This window comes from Corynebacterium sp. HMSC036D02 (genome assembly GCF_001836165.1).
Lineage (GTDB): Bacteria > Actinomycetota > Actinomycetes > Mycobacteriales > Mycobacteriaceae > Corynebacterium.
In genome coordinates this window covers 82,394-100,312 of record NZ_KV827691.1, presented here as the reverse complement: position 1 = coordinate 100,312, position 17,919 = coordinate 82,394, and the positions used below count along the sequence as shown (strand labels likewise).

The window sequence follows — 17,919 nt, the reverse complement described above, 5'->3', positions numbered from 1 at the left end:
TCCCCCAACCTGGGGCACCATGCAAGGGTGAAAAATGCTAAGAAACCACTGCTAGGTCTCATCTCGGTCGCTGCCGCCGCCGTGCTTACTGCATGCTCGGCCACCGGTGGCGCGCCCCGCCCCGACGCTGACGGCGAGCTAGCCGGTGGCGTCGACACCGAGCGCCTTGTCGTCGCCATGATCTCCCACGGCGCGCCGGGGGATACCTACTGGGACCTCGTGCGTAAGGGCGCGGAGGATGCCGCCCGCAAGGACAATATCGAGCTGCGCTACTCCTCCGACCCGGAAGCACCCAACCAGGCAAACCTGGTGCAGTCCGCCATCGACTCCGGCGTGGATGGCATCGCCGTGACCATGCCCAACTCTGGTGCGATTGGGCCTGTGGCTAAGAAAGCCTCCGATGCCGGCATCCCCACCGTGGGGCTTAACGCCGGCATGGATGATTACCAGAAGTATGGAATGAGCGCCTTCTTCGGCCAAGAGGAAAAGGTGGCCGGCACTAAGGCCGGCGAGCGCCTCAAGGATGAGGGCGCCAAGCACGTCTTGTGCGTTATCCACGAGCAAGGCAACTCTTCGCAGGAGTCGCGCTGCGCCGGCGTGAAGAAGGGGCTGGACAACGGCAAGGTTGAGCTCCTGTACGTCAACGGTAAGGATCTGACCGCCGCGCAGTCCACCATTAACGCGAAGCTGAGCCAGGATCCTTCCATCGACTGGGTGATGGCGCTGCAGGCCTCCGTGGCTATGCGCTCCGCCGACGTGGTTGCCGACGCCTCCTCCAAGGCCAAGGTCTCCACCTTCGACACCAACGCCGAGCTTGTCGGAGCCATCGCGGATAAGCGGATCCAGTGGGCCGTCGACCAGCAGCCCTATATGCAGGGCTACCTCGCCGTCGACGCGCTGTGGTTGGCGCACCGCAACGGATCCACCATGGGCGGCGGCCGCCCGGTTTATACCGGCCCCTCCTTCGTGGATTCCACCAACGTGGACATCATCTCCGAATCCGCTAAGGAAGGCCTGCGATGAGTGAAGCCACGACTGCATCCGACGAGTCGCTATCCAGCCCTTCCGATACCCGCCTGACCCGCCGCAGCGGCTTCGCGCGCCTCATCCGCCGCCCGGAGCTGGCCAGCTTGCTCGGCGCGGTGGTTATCTTCGTCCTCTTCATGATCGTGGCGCCCGCCTTCCGCTCGGTGGAGGCCTTCTCCACGGTGCTCTACGCCAGCTCTACGCTGGGCATCGTGGCCTTGGCGGTGGGCCTGCTCATGATTGGTAATGAGTTTGATTTGTCCTCCGGTGTGGCGGTGACGTCCGCGGCGCTTGTGGCCACCATGCTCAACTACAACTTCCACCTCAACTCGTGGGTGGGCGTGGGCCTATCCTTGTTGACCGCCCTGGCCATCGGCGCGCTCAACGGCTTCCTTGTGGTGCGCACAAAGATCGACTCCTTCCTTATTACGCTGGCGGCTTTCCTCATGCTGCAGGGCCTTAACCTGGCGATTACCAAGCTGGTGACCGGCCAGGTGGCCACCCCGACCATCGCTGACATGGAAGGATTCAGCTCGGCCCGCGTCATTTTTGCCGGCACCATCCACATCGGTGGCTTGAGCATCCGCGCCACCGTCATCTGGTGGATCCTCTTCGTCGCCATTGCCTCGTGGGTGCTGTACAAGACGCGCTGGGGAAACTGGATCTTCGCCGTGGGCGGCGACGATGAAGCCGCCCGCGCCGTCGGCGTTCCCGTGCGCCGCGTCAAGGTGGCGCTGTTCATGCTCGTCGGCTTCGCGGCGTGGTTCGTGGGCATGCACACCCTCTTTGCCTTCGACTCCATCCAGGCCGGCCAGGGCATTGGCAACGAGTTCCTCTACATCATCGCCGCGGTTATCGGCGGCTGTTCCATGACCGGCGGGCGCGGCACCGCAGTGGGCACAGCCATCGGCGCGCTCATCTTCGGCATGACCAACCAGGGCATCGTGTACGCCGGCTGGAACCCCGACTGGTTCAAGTTCTTCCTCGGCGCCATGCTGCTCTTTGCCGTGCTGACGAACACCTCGGTGGCCAACTTTACGAGGAAGCGATAACCATGATTGAGCTGCACGATATTTCCCAAACCTTCGGCAACTTCCACGCCCTGCGCGGCATCAACCTCTCTGTGAAAGAGGGCGCGGTGACCTGCGTGCTGGGTGATAACGGCGCGGGCAAGTCCACGCTGATCAAGATCCTCGCCGGCCTCAACCAGCCCACCGGCGGCACCATCACCGTCGATGGGGAAGAGGTGAACTTCGCCAGCCCCCGCGATTCCCTCGACGCGGGTATTGCCACCGTGTACCAGGACTTGGCGCTGGTGCCCTCGTTGTCGGTGTGGCGCAACTTCTTCCTGGGCCAAGAGCTCACTGGGGCGCTGGGGAGCTTGCGTGAGGAAGAGATGAAGCGGATTACGCACGAGCAGCTGTCCGAGATGGGCATTGAGCTTGGCGACGTCTCCGTGGAACTCTCGGCCCTCTCCGGCGGCCAGCGCCAAGTAGTCGCCATTGCTCGCGCCATCTACTTCGGCGCGCGCTACATCATCTTGGACGAGCCGACCGCCGCGCTCGGTGTGAAGCAATCAGGCATGGTGCTGCGCTTTATCGATGCCGCCCGCGAACGCGGCATGGGCGTGGTGTTCATTACGCACAACCCGCAGCACGCCTACCTCGTGGGCGATCACTTCATCGTGCTCACGGTGGGGCAGATGTCGCTGGACGCCTCCAAGGAGGAGGTCACGTTGCCGGAGCTGACCCAGTGGATGGCCGGCGGTGACGAGCTGGAGGAGCTCAAGCAGGAGCTGGCGCGTTAGACCACGGTTGGCGCAACTAAGCTGGCTTGCATGACAAAAAGCGGCGTGAGCGTGGGCACCGACCTAGTGCATATCCCGTCCTTTGCCCAGCAGCTGGAGCTTCCCGGCACGCGCTTCGCGCGGGTCTTTAGCGCTTCCGAATTGCGCGTGGCGCAGGCCCGGGGGCTGAGCGGTGCTGCCCGCGCGCAGCACCTGGCGGGGCGCTGGGCGGCCAAGGAGGCCTTCATCAAGGCGTGGTCGCAAGCGCTTTACGGGCACCCGCCGGTTATGGCAGAGGAAGCCGTGGACTGGGCGGAGATTGAGGTCCGCCCGGATGCATGGGGGCGCGTAGCACTCGAGTTGCGTGGTGAGATTGCCCGCCTCACGCGGGAATCCCTGGGGGAGTTTTCCACGGCGCTGTCCATTAGCCACGATGGTGACTACGCCACCGCCCTTGTGTACCTTTCGCGCTAAACACGCCTGGGTGCACCTGGCTTCGCTGGGTGTGGCTAGGCGCTCGTGGCAATGGCGAAGAGGTAAGCGATGAGCATGCGCTTAATCTCTTCCACCACGCCATCAAAGCTCTCCTCGGAGCGCATGGTGCTGTAGTTGAGCAGGGAAACCACGGTGTGGACGAGGAAGGCCGCAATTTCCACGCGGGCGTGAGCGTCCAAGCCTTGGGCAAGCGGCTCGATGATTTCTGCGATGGGTTTGAGCAGGCTGAGCTCCGTGTCGGCAGCCGTGGCGCGGGTCGCGGGTGTGGACTGCACGGCATGCCACACCGCGCGGCGCGAGGGGTCGTTGCGCCAAACACGAGCCATGCGGTCGATGAATTCTTCGAGGAAGTCCGGCCATTGCAGGGCCGGAACGCGCTGGGAAAAGCGCTCAACCTCAGCCAACATCTCCGCGGTGTCTTGGCGGTCGAGCTCGCAGATCAGCACGTACTTATTTGCAAAATACTGGTAGAGCGTGCCAATCGGCACTTCCGCGCGGCGCGAGACTTCGTCGAAAGTAAAAGACTCGAAGCCATAGTCCACGAGCGCCTCCCGCGCGCAGGACAAAATCCGGTCATACTTGGCCCGGCTACGCGCCTGCGCTGGGCGACGCCTCGGGACCAGAATCTCCGGTGACTTCGAGCTAGATTCCACGGTTTAGTTGAGCCCCTTGAGCACGCGGGCAACGTGGCCGGTGGCCTTGACGTTGTACATGGCTTGACCAATGGTGCCGTCTTCCTCGATGAGGAACGTGGAGCGGATAACGCCTTGGACTACCTTGCCGTAGTTTTTCTTCTCGCCGAAAGCAGCATAAGCCGTCATGACCTCCTTGTCGGGGTCAGACAGCAGCGGGAAGTTCAGCTCGTGGTCCTCGCGGAATTTCGCCAAGGCCTCGGGCTTATCGGGGGAGATGCCTACCACGGCGATGTTCATGCCGTTGAGCTGCTCCAAGCTATCGCGGAAGTCACAGGCCTCCTTCGTGCAGCCAGGGGTGTTGGCGCGCGGGTAGAAATAAACCACGACGCGCTGGCCAGCATAGTCACTCAGACTTACGGTGTTGCCGGCATCATCGCTCAAGGAAAAAGCGGGAGCCTTGTCTCCTACGGATAGTCGTTGTGCTTCAGTCATGCTGTCTACCTTACCGTGCTCGACCACGGGGCTCTTTCGCGAATCTAAGTCTGCTCGGTGCAGCATGGGTGAGAAAAAGCATGGCCAACTCTGCAGGGGAGCTGGTGGTCAATGTAGAATGTCGACGTTAGAACCACAACGGTTAGAAAGACACTAACCGCAGCAACACCGAACGAAGCCAAATTCAGGAGATTCACGTGGCACGCAACATTGATGATATCCAGCGCGACATCGAGCGCACCCGCCGTCAGCTGGCTAGCACCTTGGATGAGCTGGCTGATCGCAGCAAGCCGCAGAACTTCGTCGAGGACGCTAAGGGCGCGGCAACCCAGAAGCTGCAGGAGCGCAATGTGCAGATGGCGCTCGCCGGCGTTGGTGCAGCCGTCGTAGGCCTTATCGCTTTCTCCGTTTTCCGCTCCAAGCGCCGCAAGTCCGATATCAAGGAACTGCAGCGCCTGCTCGCTGAGCGTCGCTAGAGCCGGTTAGCGCCGTTGGGCGCGACTGCATACCTAGAGGCCCTGCCTTGGGAAATACCCCGGGGTGGGGCATTTTTGTGCTCCGTATGCGTTACTGGAAGCATTGCCTACCCTATGCAGGCTTTGGGTAGCCTTACCTGTCTGTGTAGTATGAACCTCCGAACAGACCATAAGACCAAAGTTTGAAGGAGAAATCGTGCTTCACGTATCGACGCCTGCAGGCCAGGCATCCCGTCCGCGCGCCGGGCGAGTAGTAGGGGCGTGCGCCATGGTGGCGGCGCTGGCCAGCGCGCTGGCGGGCTGTGCCTCCGACAATGCCGATGCCGGCAGCGAGCAGGCCACGGGAGCGCAGGGGACTGCCGCTGTGAGTTTCACAGACCTTGCCGGCCGCCAGGTGGAGCTGGACCACGCGCCGGAACGCGTCATCCTGGGAGAAGGCCGCAGCGTCTTTGCCACCGGCATCCTCAACAAGGAAGACCCGCTGGACAAGGTCGTGGCCATCGGATCGGACCTGAAGCAGAATGTGCCCGACTACTACCGCGAGTTGGAAAAGACCACGCCCAAAGTCAACGAGCTGCCGGAAATCGGCGGCTTCACCAAGGGTGATGTCACTGTGGAGGAGCTCATCAGCCTCGACCCGGACCTCATCGTGCTCTCCAAGGATCAGTACGAGGCCTCCCAGACCGCTGGGCTCACCGACAAGCTGGATCAGGCCGGCCTGACCTATGCCGTCACGGACTTCCGCGCCAAGCCCTTGGAGAACACCATTCCCACCATGGAAATCTTCGCCGATATCTTCGGCCACGAGGACCGCGCGGAGGAGTTCATCGCGGACTGGCAAAAGAACGTGGATCTGGTAACCGAGCGCGCCACGAAAGCGCAGGACAAGCCCTCCACCTTCGTGTGGCGCGCAGCGGGTGTCTCCGACTGTTGCGGCTCGTGGAATGACTCCAACATTTCTGAGCTGGTCAACGTCGCCGGTGGAAAGAACGTGGCAGACGGCATCATCGAGGGTGAGTCCGGCGCGCTGACCCCGGAGAAGGTCATCGACGCCAATCCCGACATGATCATTGCCACCGGCGGCGACTGGTCCGCCAAAGTGGATAACGCAAAGGGCCACACCGGCTTCGCTGCCGCCGGCTATGGCATCAGCGAAAAGGATGCCCACGAGAGCGCCGCTTCGCTGGCCGGCGTCCAACCTGGTTTTGAGGATCTTTCTGCCGTCAAGGAGCACAACCTCCACGGCCTGTGGCACCAGTTCTACAACTCGCCCTTCAACTACCTGGCACTCCTTCAGATCGCCGCGTGGCTCCACCCAGAGGACTACGCAGACGTCAACGTTCAGAAAGAATGGGCCGAAGCCCAAGAGAAATACTCGCCCGTCCCCGGCGACGGAACCTTCTTCAGCACCAACTAGTCATGAGCATTCTCACCTCAACCGCGCGCTCGGCAAGCCCTGAACGGACCACGCACGCAGAAACCGCGGTGCTTCCCGTGGAGGCCCTCGCACGCGAGCACTCCCGCGTGACCCGCCGCCGCATCGCCATCGTCGCTGGGCTTATCGTCGTAGCGCTCGCCGCATTCGTTCTTAGTGTGATCGTTGGCGCCATCGACCTCACCCCGGGGCAGGTGCTGCGGGGGATGGTGGATCCGGGAGGCGTCGACAAGCAAACGCGTACAGTCCTGTGGAGCCTGCGCCTGCCTATGGCCGTCATGGCGCTGCTTATCGGCGCCAGCCTGTCACTGGCTGGCGCGCAGATGCAGACCATCCTGGATAATCCGCTGGCGGAGCCCTTTACCCTCGGCATCTCCGCGGCGGCTGCCTTCGGCGGAGCCAGCGCCATCGTGTTGCGTTGGCAGCTTCTGGCCCAACCGCAGTTCAACCTCGCACTCATCGCGTGGCTGTCGGCGGCGCTGGCCACAGCCATCATCGTCGTTGCCGCCGTTATTCGCGGTGCGAAGTCCGAGACGATGGTGCTGCTCGGCATCGGCCTCGTCTTCTTCTTCCAGGCCATGCTGGCGCTCATTCAATACCGCTCTTCCAGCGAGGCTCTCCAACAGATCGTTTTCTGGTCCATGGGTTCGCTCACCCGCGCTAGCTGGCAGGCCAACGCCGTGCTGGCCGGCGTGCTTGCGGTGGCGTTGCCCATCCTGGGAGCGCTGTCGTGGCGGCTAACGGCGCTGCGGCTTGGTGACGCCCGCGCCACCGCCCTCGGTATCAACACCTCCCGCCTACGCGTGATTGTTCTCGTCGTGGTCTCGCTCGTCGCGGCCACCACCGTGGCTTTCGCCGGCATCATCGGTTTTATCGGCCTGGTGGGCCCGCACATCGCGCGCATGTTGGTGGGTGAGGACCAGCGCTATTTCGTACCGGCCTCCATGGCCGCGGGCGCGGCGGTGATGTGCGCCGCCCACGCGCTCAGCCTCCTGATTAAGCCCGGGCTGGCCATCCCCATCGGCATCGTCACCTCTCTATTAGGCGTGCCATTCTTCATCGCCATCGTCATGACCCGGAGGAGGGCATTGTGGACGTAGAACTCACCATCTCCGATCTGACCGCCGGTTATGGTTCGCGCACGGTGGTAGACGGGCTGAGCCTTCCCACCCTGCGCGGCGGGCAGGTCGTGGGGCTGCTGGGGCCGAACGCGTCCGGCAAGACCACCACCATTAAGTCGCTCGCCGGCGTGCACCGCGCGCGGGGCGGCACGGTGGACTTTCGCGTCGACGGCCAGAGCCCGCGCGGACAGCGGCGCCGCCAGCTCATCGGCTATGTGCCGCAGGGCCTGCCGCACACCGCGGCGCTGCGCGCGTTTGAGGCGGTGCTGATTGCGGCGCGACGCGAAGCGTGCGAGGACCCAATCACCCGCACCGCCGAGGTCCTGCACTCCATGGGGCTCGACGACATTGCGCAGCGCTACCTCAACGAGCTCTCCGGCGGCCAACGCCAGCTCGTCGCCGTGGCGCAGATGCTGGTGGGGACCCCTGGGCTCATGCTTCTCGACGAACCCACCTCCGCCCTCGATCTCAACCGCCAGCTCTTCGTCTTGGGTCGCGTGCGGGCAAAAGCTCGGGAGGAAGGCAGCCTCGCGTTGGTGGCGATTCATGACATCAACCTGGCGGCTCGGATGTGCGACCAGCTCGTCGTGCTCCACGGTGGCAAGGCCCGCGCCCATGGCGCGCCGGGGGAGGTGCTCACGGAGGAACTCTTGCGCGAGGTCTACGGCGTAGAGACGGATGTGCTGGACCACCGCGGGCAACCCGTCGTGGCGCTGCGGGAGGTTAGTTAGACTCGGGCCGTGTGAGCCGAAATTCGCCCGAGAACCTCCTGTTATACCTCACCCCGGAGGATGAAAACACCATCCGGGACGTCTATGCTGCCCTGGCTCAGCGTGGCTTTCCGGTGCAGCACCAGCGCCCGCACATTACGGTAACGTTTGCGCCGGCGCTCGAGACCGCAGTCGTCGACGAGGCCCGCACGCTGTTGCCGCCGCTACTGCCGGCGCTGTTTCATCGCGTCGGGACGGTGGTATTCGGGAGGAAAAGCAAGCAGACCGTGGCGTGGCTTCTGGAAACCACGGACGAGTTGGAGATCGCTGCGCGCCAGTTAAGCGCCGCGAACCCGGAAGGCCGCGGGCCGCGATGGACCCCGCACCTGACGATGGGGCTGCGCCTGCCCCGAGCGCTCGTTCCCGACTATATGCGGGCACTCGATGAAATCTCGACGTTTGAGCACAAGGAATTCACGGCGGCGCAGGCCGCGTGGTGGCTGCCCAAGACGCAGCGCTTGGAGGTCTTCGGGGCTTAAGGGTCTAACCCCCTTAACCCGGCCGTCGGGGCTGTGGGACGAGGAAACCCCCTTCATCTAGGATGAAGGGGGTTAAACTGTGCGCCATCAGGGAATCGAACCCCGAACCCACTGATTAAGAGTCAGTTGCTCTGCCAATTGAGCTAATGGCGCTTGTGTCTACCCGGTGACTTCTGATTTCCTCAGCGCCTGCCGTGCAACGAGATGTAACTTTAACACCCTCTTTGTGAAAAGGTAAAATCGCCAGGTGAATAAAGGTTTTTAGGTGCCTTAGGTAGCAGCTACTTTTCTCTTCTTTGAAAGCGCGGAGTGCGGGAGTGGGGAAGGCTGGTAACGAAACGGTTAAGGGCGGTGGCGCTAACTAGTTAGACGGCGGTGCGGGCGGTTAGGCTTAGTGCACTCTTGTCATTGTCTTTAATCTTTCTATGAGCTAGGGGTTTCTGTGCGTTCTCTATTCCCTTCTGCACGTCCCGCAGTACTTCTCTCGAGCCTTGTTGTGACGGCTTCCCTTCTGGCCGCCTGCACCATCGGCGGGGCCGAGGATTCCAGCCCGGCTGAAAAGCAATCGCAGGCAGATGTCCAAGCGAGTGCTTCGGCAGAGGCGTCGGCGTCGGCAGCCGCTAAGGCGAAGCAGCTGAAGTTTTCCGTCAAGGACGGCGCTAGCAACGTTGACCCCTCCGAGCCGGTGGAGGTGAGCTCCCCGGCGGGCCTGAAGTCGGTGACGATGACCAACGAGGCTGGTATTGAAGTGGAAGATGAGTTGTCCTCTGACTCGACCACTTGGAAGAGCGCTGAGGTGCTGGGCTATAACCGCACGTACACCATTGATGCCACGGACAAAGATGGCACCCACAAAACCATCACGTTCACCACCCCGCAGGCTGCAGCGGTGTCCGAGGTGGCTTTGAGTCCACTGCCGGACTCCGAAGTGGGCGTGGGGCAGGTCATCGGCGTGCGCTTTGGTAACTACGTCACTGACCGCAAGGCGGCCGAAGAGACGATTAAGGTCAAGACTGAGCCCGCCGTCGAAGGTGCTTTTTATTGGGTGAATAACCAGGAGGTGCGCTGGCGCCCGGAAAACTATTGGGAGCCGGGCACGAAGGTGACTGTCGACGTTGACCTGTACGGCCGTAACCTCGGCGGCGGCGTCTACGGCGGTGAGGATGCCTCCACCAACTTCACCATCGGCGACCGCGTCATCACGCTGATTGATAACAACACCAAGATGATGTCGGTGTTCAAGAATGGTGAGGTGCTGCGCCGCATTCCTGTGTCGATGGGCAGGGATGGCCAGTGGGATACCCCGAATGGCACCTACATCATCGGCGATCAATACCCCTCCCTGGTCATGGATTCCACCACCTTCGGCCTAGCTCTTGATGCTGGCGGCTATAGGACTGACGTCCAGTGGGCAACTCAGATGTCCTACTCCGGAATCTACGTCCACGCGGCACCCTGGGCTGTCGGTGCTATGGGCAGTTACAACCAGTCCCACGGCTGCATCAATGTGACTACTGAGGCTGCTCAGTGGTTCCAAAACACGGTCAAGCGCGGCGATCTGGTCAAGGTCTCTAACACCGGTGGCGGTGTGCTGAGCCCGCTCGACGGCCTAGGGGACTGGAACATGGATTGGGCCACCTGGTCTGCGGGCAATGCTGACGCTAACCAGTAGCTCTCCTGGGGCGGTGCTTATCGACGGTGCCGCCCAGGGTGCCCCCGAAAGTTAAATCAGCTAATTCTTTGCCGGGGGTTTAAACATCTATAACGGGCAGCGTTTCATCGCACACGCGCGGCGTGCAAAGTGTGTGAAGTGTGACGCTTTAACTTCTGTAAAGTGGTTTGCATCACGTCTTTGTTTTGGTGAATCTTGTGGAGAACTAGTTTTTCACTGCAAAGATGGAGGCAGAAGTGGATCTCTACGAGTACCAAGCTCGAGACCTCTTTGAAGCTCATGGCGTTCCCACACTCAAAGGCATCGTTGCGACCTCAGCTGTGCAGGCTGAAGAAGCAGCCGCGAAGTTGGGGACACCGGTGGTCGTGGTCAAAGCGCAAATTAAGACTGGCGGACGCGGCAAGGCCGGGGGAGTCAAGCTCGCGCATAGCCCCGCGGAAGCTGCGGAAAAGGCCAATGAGATCTTAGGCTTGAAGATCAAAGGACACACCGTGCGCAAGGTCATGGTGGCCGAAGGCGCGGACATCGCCGCGGAATACTATTTCTCAATCCTCCTCGACCGCACCAAGCGGCGCTACCTAGCCATGCTCTCCAAGGAGGGAGGCGTGGAGATTGAAAAGCTCGCCGAAGAGCGCCCAGATGCCCTGATTAAGCGCAGTTTCTCCCCACTCGACGGCATGACGGACACGCTGGCGCGGGACATGGCGTATGAGGCGGGGTTTGATGAGGGGGACGTCGCCAAGCTGGTGCCCGTATTCAAGAAGCTCTACACGGTGTACACGGAAGAAGACGCCACGCTGGTGGAGGTCAACCCACTGGTCAAGACGTCGAGTGGTGACATCATTGCGCTCGATGGCAAGGTCACGTTGGATGATAACGCGCAGTTCCGTCACCCAGAACACCGCGACCTTCAAGACCACGGCGCGACCGATCCGCTGGAGCTCAAGGCACAGAAGATGGGGCTGAACTATGTGAAGCTCGATGGTTCCGTGGGGATTATCGGCAATGGTGCTGGCCTCGTGATGTCCACGCTCGACGTTGTGGCCTATGCCGGCGAGGATCTTCCTTCGCAACCGAAGCCCGCGAACTTCCTAGACATCGGTGGTGGCGCTAACGCCGAAGTGATGGCCAACGGGCTGGAAGTGATTCTTAGTGATCCGCAGGTGAAATCGGTCTTTGTCAACGTCTTCGGTGGCATTACCGCCTGTGACGAAGTGGCTAAAGGCATCGTGCAGGCCTACAAGATTCTGGACTCGGAGGGGATTGAACCCAAGCCGCTTGTGGTTCGCCTCGACGGCAACAATGCGGAGCTTGGACGCACGATTCTCAATGACGCACACCTGCCCAAACTGGAGCAGGTAGAAACCATGGATGCTGCCGCCCGCAGGGCTGCGGAGCTGGCGAACTAGGAGTAGACATGTCGATTTTTCTCAACAAAGACTCGCGGATCATCGTGCAGGGCATGACGGGATCCGAAGGCATGAAGCACACACGCCGCATGCTGGAATCCGGCTCCAACATTGTGGGTGGGGTCAACCCGCGCAAGGCAGGTGAGCGCGTCGATATTGATGGGCGCGAGATTCCTGTCTTCGGCAGCGTGCGTGAGGCCATGCAGGCGACAGAGGCCAACGTCACCGTGATTTTTGTGCCGGCAAAATTCACCAAGGACGCCGCGGAAGAAGCCATCTGTGCCGGTATTGAACTCGTGGTCATCATCACGGAGGGAATTCCAGTGAAGGACACTGCGGAGCTCTATGCGCTGGGACGGGAGTCCAAAACGCGCATCATTGGGCCGAACTGTCCAGGGCTCTACACGCCGGGCGAATCCAATGCGGGCATTATTCCGGCAGAGACTGCGCCGAACCCAGGAAAGATTGGCTTGGTGTCGAAGTCGGGCACCTTGACGTATCAGATGATGTACGAGCTGTCCGATATTGGTTTTAGTACGTGCGTAGGAATCGGCGGTGATCCGATTATCGGGACCACGCACATTTCGGCGATTGAGGCCTTCCAGAATGATCCGGATACCGAGGCCATCATCATGATCGGTGAAATCGGCGGTGATGCAGAGGAGCATGCCGCTGCCTATATCAAGGATCACGTGACGAAGCCGGTCATTGCCTACATCGCAGGTTTTACCGCGCCGGAGGGCAAGACGATGGGGCATGCTGGCGCCATCGTGTCTGGTGGTTCTGGCACGGCAGAAGGCAAGAAGGCAGCGCTGGAAGCGGCCGGCGTGAAGGTGGGCAAGACCCCCTCGCAGGCAGCGGAGCTGGTGCGCGCAGCCTTGGCTTAACGATGCGGCGCATGAGCCCACATGCGGTGTATGAGTCCTGAGGCTCATACACCGGTAGGGGTTAGCGGGGGAGCCCGCGACGTCGAGACACTGTCTTGTCGAAGGGGATCCAAAAACGCAGCGCGGCGTCCTGGTTCTTTGAGATGCCGATGCGTGGCCCGCGGACCCACTCAGGTTCCTTATCGCGTTGTTTAAGGCGGATGGGCGTGCCGTTGTCCGCGATGCTGAAACCAAGGGCCTTGCCTAAGTTGCCGGGGCCGCGGGCCAGATTATGAAATTCCGTGTCACCCCGGCGTTGGTAGGCAAGGTCTATTCCGTCGATGACTTCCCCGCCGCGGAGCAAGCAACCCTGACCGGTGCCTTCGGGCGCACAGACGATATTGCCGTTCCGGTGGATGCCGTAGGACATGTAGACGTAGAGGCGGCCGGGTGGGCCGAACATGGCGGCGTTGCGCGGGGTGCGGCCGTTGAAGGTGTGTGAGGCCTCATCGTTTGCGCCGAGGTAAGCCTCGACTTCCGTGATGCGCACCGAAACGCCGTTGTGCGTGAGCACCGTGCCCAGAAGCTGGGGAGCAACGACGTCGGCGGTGTCGGTGAAATCGATCATTGCCGCAGTCTAACGCGAAAACAACCGTTAGGCCTTAGCTCTTTCTTCCTCGGCCTCAATTGCCGCGTTGAATTCACGCTTGGAGGATTGCCACTGGTCCTCAGTCATTCCGATACGCCAGTAGCCAGAGATGGAAACGTCTTCCTTTGGAATTCCAGATTCAACGAAAAGGAAGCGGCGGAGCTCTTTGATCATCTCGGCGACACCATGGATGAACCAGCTGGTCTTCTTCTCATTGGGGATACCAGCCTCGCGTACCACGCGGGATAGCTCAGTACCGTGGGTGGCACCATTGCGGACTACCCAGACGATCTCCACACCCTCGCGGGTGGGCAGCTCAAAGGTGCGGTCCTCGGCCTCGATCTCAATGAAGACAGTAGCGGTCGCGCCCTCGGGGAGATGCTGCACACCGGCACCGATGGCCGGCGCTGCAGATTCATCGCCGGCGAACACAAAGTGCTCATAGTCTTCGGTTGGCCCCCACGCGCCACCAGGGCCGAGGAAGCCAATCTTCTCGCCGACCTCGGCTCTGCGTGCCCACGGACCGGCCAGGCCGGAATCACCATGGGCGACAAAATCAACGTCGAAGTCCCCGGTGTCAGAGTTCAGGTTGATCAGGGTGTAGGTGCGGAGAATTGGTTGTTTATCGCGCGGTTGCTCTTCGCGAATCTGCTGGACATCAAACGGCCAAGAATAATCGGCGCTTTCTGGCACGAACAGCAACTTGATGTAGTGATCCGTAAACTCCAGCTCCTTGCCCACAAAAGCAGGGGAGTTCATGCTCAACCGAACCAAATCCGGAGAAACCTGGTAGCGACCAGTCACGGTTGCTTCATGCGCTTTACGGGGCTTGCGCTTCGGCGCTGCCTCTTCAGCTTGGCCAGCCATCGTTATCACTGTCCTTTGAAAACTTGAGTTGCTGTGCGGGCGGAAGCCTACACACTATTCAATTAGGTAAGGCTAACATACTCAAGTCCGGCTGCTAACATACTCAAGTCCGGCTGGTTGTGGGGGTTGGTGGTGGTGCGCGGGTGCGGTCGTGTCGGGGGCTCAATGCAAAAAACTAACCCCGCATCCTGCTCAAACAGAATGCGGGGTCTATTCGGGGTGGCTGACGGGGCTCGAACCCGCGACACCCAGGATCACAACCTGGTGCTCTACCAGCTGAACTACAGCCACCATCGTTGCCGAAAGCAACGAGATACAGGTTAACCCACGTTGTCCGTTTTACAAAAACGCCTGGTAGTCGTCGGTAGTAGACGCCTTGAGCTCCTCAGCTTCCGGGGTGGAAGGCCCGCCATCAGTGCGGAAGACGCTGCGGCGGTAGAAATCCAGCTCACGAATGGACTCAATGATGTCCTGCAGGGCTCGATGTGCCATGCCTTTATCCGGCTGGTTGTAGTACGCGCGCGGGTGCCAGCGGCGTGCCAGTTCCTTAATTGTGGAAACATCAATCATTCGGTAGTGCAGCGCGGCGTCCAGGCGCGGCATGTATTCGCGAATGAAGGTGCGGTCCGTTGCGATGGAATTGCCTGCAAGGGGTGCGGGGTGGTTGGCGTCGCAGTGCTTCTCGACGAGCTTCAACACGGCCTCCTCTGCTTCCGCAATCGTGATTGCAGACTCTCGAATCTCCTTGTCCAACCCAGACTTCGCGTGCATCTCGGTGACAAAGTCATCCATCTGCGCGAGTTCTTCCTCCGTGGCGTGGACGACGAGGTCAATGCCTTCGTCGAGAATGTTCAGTTCGGCGTCGGTAATCACGGCGGCAACTTCCACGATTACGTGGCGCTTCGGATCGAGCCCGGTCATCTCCAGGTCGATCCAGACGAGGCGGTCGTTCTTAGCGGGGGTATCACTCATGCCTTCCACCATAGTTTCTCTTGGGGTGTGGTCGGAGATGCACCCTTTCGGTTCAGTGGGGGTAAGTGGGGGTGGAGGGCGGGTGTGCTTATCGAAATCGGTCCCTTAATCGATATGTGCTGGGGTTTCTACTGACTATGAAGGCTGAGTTTGGCGGCTTTTTGAACTTTTTCATGGTTTTGCTGACGAAAACCGTGGTGGATAGGACATGATTAGTGCACCCTTTAACGTGATGGCACTCACATAATTCGAAGGACGGTAACCTACCGATGTCAGCCTTTCTCGATACCCTCAATTCTCTAATCTGGTCACCAGCATTAGTCTTCCTGTGCCTCGGCGCGGGCATTTACTTCACGCTGGCCACCAAGTTTCTGCAGATTCGCTGCATTCCGGACATGCTCAAGCAGCTGAAGGATGGTGAAAGCTCCGATTCGGGCGTGTCTTCCTTCCAATCGCTCATGATTTCCCTGGCCGGCCGTGTCGGTGTGGGCAATATCGCGGGCGTAGCAACGGCTATTGCCTTCGGCGGACCGGGTGCTGTGTTCTGGATGTGGGCGGTGGCGCTTCTGGGCTCCGCAACCTCCTTCGTGGAATGTACCTTGGCCCAGGTTTATAAGGAGAAGGACCAGGACACCGGTGAGTACCGCGGCGGCCCGGCTTATTACATCGAAAAGGCCTACAAGCACACCAAGGCCGGACCATTCATGGTGGTCTACGGCATCGTCTTCGCCGTCGCAATGATCCTTGCCACCAGCTACTTCCTGCCTGGCATCCAGGCTAATGGCGTGGCCGCTGCAGTTCAGAACGCTTGGGGCATCGAAGTTGGTTGGTCTGCCCTGGTTCTGGGCGGAATTCTCGCGATCATCATCATTGGCGGTGTGAAGCGTATTGCTAACTTCGCGTCCCTCGTGGTTCCGTTCATGGCGGCGGCATACATTCTCTTTGCCATCATCATCCTGATCATGAACTTCAACCAGATCCCCGAGGTCTTCGGCATGATCTTTAAGTCCGCCTTCGGCGCGGAGCAGGCTTTCTCTGGCCTGTTGGGTTCGGCCATCATGTGGGGCGTGAAGCGCGGCATTTACTCCAACGAGGCCGGCCAGGGTACTGGTCCGCAGTCTGCCGCGGCGGCGGAGGTGTCCCACCCGGCTAAGCAGGGCTTCGTGCAGGCCTTCGCGGTCTACATTGATACCCTCTTCGTTTGCTCCGCGACCGCTTTCATCATCATCTCTACCGACATGTACAAGGTCTTCGAGGGTGAGTCAGAGGATGGCCCTGTGCGCTACGCCGGCTCCATCCCGGACGGCGTCGAGGTTGGACCGGGCTTTGTCCAGCACGGTCTCGACACCCTCCTGGCAGGTTTCGGCCCGAGCTTCATCGCCATCGCCATTGCGTTCTTCGCCTTCACCACCGTCCTGGCGTACTACTACATGGCGGAGGTCAACCTGACCTATTTCAACCGCTGGATCAGCAACAAGACCACCCGCCGCGCGCTGGTGTGGCTCCTGCGCATTCTCCTCGTGGTCTCCGTGGTCGTCGGAGCTACCACGACTCCGGGTGCAGCCTGGGCGCTGGGTGATATCGGTGTTGGCGCGACCGCATGGCTCAACATCATCGCCATCCTCTTCCTGCAGGTCCCTGCGCTCAAGTGCCTCAAGGATTACAGTGCGCAAAAGGCTGCCGGCAAAGACCCGCAGTTTGACCCAGAGGCACTGGGAATCCAGAACGCAGAGTTCTGGGTAGAGCGCAAGGTTGCTCGGCAGGAAGCCGCACAGAAGGCTATCGCGGAGCAATCGCCGCTCCAAGGCTAGGTAAAGCAATGCCCGCTCTCAGTGGAGAGCGGGCATTTTCATGCGCTAGGCCATCTTCGAATAGAAGCTGCCGATGAGTGGTGCAGCAATTGGAGTCGGCACAATCTTGCCCAGCGCGTTCATGGCCTTCGATAGCGGCCCGGGTACCACGCGGCGCTGGTTGCGGGCCATGGCCTCGAGGGTCTCTTCGGAGCAGGACTCATAGGTGGTCCACAAGAAATCTGGGACGACCTTGTCCACGATGGATTGCTCTTCCTCCGGGATGACGGCATCGCGCACTGGGCCAGGGGCGAGCAGTGTGCAGGTTACACCGGAGCCTTTGAGCTCGTAGTGAAGGGCCTCAGTAAAGGCGTTGACGCCCGCTTTGGTGAAAACATAGGTGGCATTGTTTGGAATGGAGACGTTGCCCGCGGCCGAGCCTACGTTGCAAATGGCGCCGCTGCGTCGCGGCAACATCTGCTTCAGCGCGGCGCGCGTCAGGCGGTGAACGGCCTTGCCGTTGAGGTCGAACTGCCGGGTTTCATAGTCCCAGTCCTGATCCATGAACTTGCCAAAGCTGGCGATACCCGCAGAGTTGACGATGATGGAAATTTCCTTGCCCGCCATGAACTCGATGACGCGGTCCACGTCAGCTGCCTCGGAGAGGTCCGCTGCCAGCGCAATGGCGTCCACCTCATGGCGAGAGCGCAGGTCCGCAGCGATGGACTCGAGGACGTCTTCGCGGCGCGCAACGAGGATGACGTTGTAACCGCGGGCAGCCAGGTCCTTGGCCATCGCAGCACCAATTCCCTGGCTAGCGCCAGTCAACAGCGCATAGGAGGAGCGGGTAGGGGCAGGCAGCCCGGGGGAGTGAGCCATAAACGGCGTCCTTTCTCTCAGGGTGGGAAGTCTCCACCCAGCGTAGAGCAATCAGGGTTTAAATCAGGGTAAACACCGATGAATCCTTAGGCCCAACTCT

Annotated in this window: 19 protein-coding genes and 2 tRNA genes; 13 read left to right on the top strand and 8 right to left on the bottom strand. The window is 60.8% G+C overall.

Annotation, left to right across the window (positions count from 1 at the left end):
- The first annotated feature begins 27 nt into the window (after window positions 1-27).
- Genes HMPREF2743_RS08670 through HMPREF2743_RS08655 form a run of 4 tightly spaced genes read left to right on the top strand, consistent with a single transcriptional unit; the run spans window position 28 to window position 3,286 of the window.
- Window positions 28-1,023 (top strand): substrate-binding domain-containing protein, encoded by a 996-nt coding sequence (locus HMPREF2743_RS08670; protein ID WP_070818589.1) that lies wholly within the window; start codon window positions 28-30, stop codon window positions 1,021-1,023.
- Window positions 1,020-2,078 carry an ABC transporter permease gene (locus HMPREF2743_RS08665; RefSeq protein WP_070818588.1) on the top strand — a complete coding sequence of 353 codons (1,059 nt, stop codon included), beginning with the start codon at window positions 1,020-1,022 and terminating at the stop codon, window positions 2,076-2,078. Before HMPREF2743_RS08670 ends, HMPREF2743_RS08665 begins: the two co-directional genes overlap by 4 nt.
- A 2-nt stretch (window positions 2,079-2,080) precedes the next feature.
- Window positions 2,081-2,833, top strand: coding sequence for an ATP-binding cassette domain-containing protein (locus HMPREF2743_RS08660; RefSeq protein WP_070744994.1), 753 nt, complete (start codon window positions 2,081-2,083; stop codon window positions 2,831-2,833).
- 30 nt (window positions 2,834-2,863) lie between these two features.
- Window positions 2,864-3,286: a holo-ACP synthase AcpS gene (locus HMPREF2743_RS08655; protein WP_070818587.1), complete on the top strand. Its 423-nt coding sequence runs from the start codon at window positions 2,864-2,866 to the stop codon at window positions 3,284-3,286.
- Window positions 3,287-3,321: 35 nt separating this feature from the next.
- Here HMPREF2743_RS08655 and HMPREF2743_RS08650 read toward each other — a convergent pair whose 3' ends face one another.
- Both HMPREF2743_RS08650 and bcp read right to left on the bottom strand, forming a co-directional pair.
- Entirely contained in the window at window positions 3,322-3,960 is a 639-nt protein-coding gene (locus tag HMPREF2743_RS08650; protein WP_070818586.1) for a TetR family transcriptional regulator, read from the bottom strand.
- Between the two features lie 3 nt (window positions 3,961-3,963).
- On the bottom strand, window positions 3,964-4,434 hold the full coding sequence (bcp, locus tag HMPREF2743_RS08645) for a thioredoxin-dependent thiol peroxidase (protein WP_070745015.1): 471 nt from the start codon (window positions 4,432-4,434) through the stop codon (window positions 3,964-3,966).
- Window positions 4,435-4,631: 197 nt separating this feature from the next.
- Here bcp and HMPREF2743_RS08640 point away from each other — a divergent pair, with 197 nt between their 5' ends.
- The 5 genes from HMPREF2743_RS08640 to HMPREF2743_RS08620 all read left to right on the top strand — a co-directional run bounded on the left by HMPREF2743_RS08640 (window position 4,632) and on the right by HMPREF2743_RS08620 (window position 8,715).
- A complete protein-coding gene (locus HMPREF2743_RS08640; RefSeq protein ID WP_010191207.1) occupies window positions 4,632-4,910 on the top strand; it encodes a DUF3618 domain-containing protein in 279 nt (92 codons plus the stop codon).
- A gap of 268 nt (window positions 4,911-5,178) precedes the next feature.
- Entirely contained in the window at window positions 5,179-6,327 is a 1,149-nt protein-coding gene (locus tag HMPREF2743_RS08635; protein ID WP_070561410.1) for an ABC transporter substrate-binding protein, read from the top strand.
- 2 nt (window positions 6,328-6,329) lie between these two features.
- Entirely contained in the window at window positions 6,330-7,445 is a 1,116-nt protein-coding gene (locus tag HMPREF2743_RS08630) for a FecCD family ABC transporter permease (protein WP_154762459.1), read from the top strand.
- Window positions 7,436-8,197 carry an ABC transporter ATP-binding protein gene (locus tag HMPREF2743_RS08625; protein ID WP_070561408.1) on the top strand — a complete coding sequence of 254 codons (762 nt, stop codon included), beginning with the start codon at window positions 7,436-7,438 and terminating at the stop codon, window positions 8,195-8,197. Before HMPREF2743_RS08630 ends, HMPREF2743_RS08625 begins: the two co-directional genes overlap by 10 nt.
- An 11-nt stretch (window positions 8,198-8,208) precedes the next feature.
- Complete coding sequence (locus HMPREF2743_RS08620; RefSeq protein WP_070818585.1) at window positions 8,209-8,715, top strand: 2'-5' RNA ligase; 507 nt, start codon at window positions 8,209-8,211, stop codon at window positions 8,713-8,715.
- Window positions 8,716-8,795: 80 nt separating this feature from the next.
- Here the strand turns inward: HMPREF2743_RS08620 and HMPREF2743_RS08615 are convergent.
- Window positions 8,796-8,868, bottom strand: a tRNA-Lys gene (locus HMPREF2743_RS08615).
- 289 nt (window positions 8,869-9,157) lie between these two features.
- On the opposite strand from HMPREF2743_RS08615, the gene HMPREF2743_RS08610 reads away from it, so the two are divergent.
- The 3 genes from HMPREF2743_RS08610 to sucD all read left to right on the top strand — a co-directional run bounded on the left by HMPREF2743_RS08610 (window position 9,158) and on the right by sucD (window position 12,683).
- Window positions 9,158-10,387 (top strand): L,D-transpeptidase, encoded by a 1,230-nt coding sequence (locus HMPREF2743_RS08610; RefSeq protein WP_070525347.1) that lies wholly within the window; start codon window positions 9,158-9,160, stop codon window positions 10,385-10,387.
- Window positions 10,388-10,623: 236 nt separating this feature from the next.
- Window positions 10,624-11,796: an ADP-forming succinate--CoA ligase subunit beta gene (gene sucC, locus HMPREF2743_RS08605; protein WP_210383612.1), complete on the top strand. Its 1,173-nt coding sequence runs from the start codon at window positions 10,624-10,626 to the stop codon at window positions 11,794-11,796.
- Window positions 11,797-11,804: 8 nt separating this feature from the next.
- On the top strand, window positions 11,805-12,683 hold the full coding sequence (gene sucD, locus HMPREF2743_RS08600) for a succinate--CoA ligase subunit alpha (RefSeq protein ID WP_070818584.1): 879 nt from the start codon (window positions 11,805-11,807) through the stop codon (window positions 12,681-12,683).
- Between the two features lie 61 nt (window positions 12,684-12,744).
- Here sucD and HMPREF2743_RS08595 read toward each other — a convergent pair whose 3' ends face one another.
- The 4 genes from HMPREF2743_RS08595 to orn form a co-directional block, all read right to left on the bottom strand.
- The gene (locus HMPREF2743_RS08595) at window positions 12,745-13,290 is read right to left on the bottom strand and encodes a DNA-3-methyladenine glycosylase (protein WP_070525351.1); all 546 of its coding nucleotides are present in this window, start codon (window positions 13,288-13,290) and stop codon (window positions 12,745-12,747) included.
- A 27-nt stretch (window positions 13,291-13,317) separates the two neighbouring features.
- Window positions 13,318-14,178: a siderophore-interacting protein gene (locus HMPREF2743_RS08590; protein ID WP_070745005.1), complete on the bottom strand. Its 861-nt coding sequence runs from the start codon at window positions 14,176-14,178 to the stop codon at window positions 13,318-13,320.
- Window positions 14,179-14,396: 218 nt separating this feature from the next.
- Window positions 14,397-14,469: transfer RNA gene (locus tag HMPREF2743_RS08585), tRNA-His, on the bottom strand.
- A gap of 48 nt (window positions 14,470-14,517) precedes the next feature.
- Complete coding sequence (orn, locus tag HMPREF2743_RS08580; protein ID WP_246818750.1) at window positions 14,518-15,150, bottom strand: oligoribonuclease; 633 nt, start codon at window positions 15,148-15,150, stop codon at window positions 14,518-14,520.
- A 269-nt stretch (window positions 15,151-15,419) separates the two neighbouring features.
- Between orn and HMPREF2743_RS08575 the strand changes: the two genes are divergently transcribed.
- A complete protein-coding gene (locus HMPREF2743_RS08575) occupies window positions 15,420-16,961 on the top strand; it encodes an alanine/glycine:cation symporter family protein (protein ID WP_070818583.1) in 1,542 nt (513 codons plus the stop codon).
- A gap of 45 nt (window positions 16,962-17,006) precedes the next feature.
- Here HMPREF2743_RS08575 and cmrA read toward each other — a convergent pair whose 3' ends face one another.
- Complete coding sequence (gene cmrA / locus HMPREF2743_RS08570; protein ID WP_070525364.1) at window positions 17,007-17,819, bottom strand: mycolate reductase; 813 nt, start codon at window positions 17,817-17,819, stop codon at window positions 17,007-17,009.
- Window positions 17,820-17,919 lie beyond the last annotated feature (100 nt).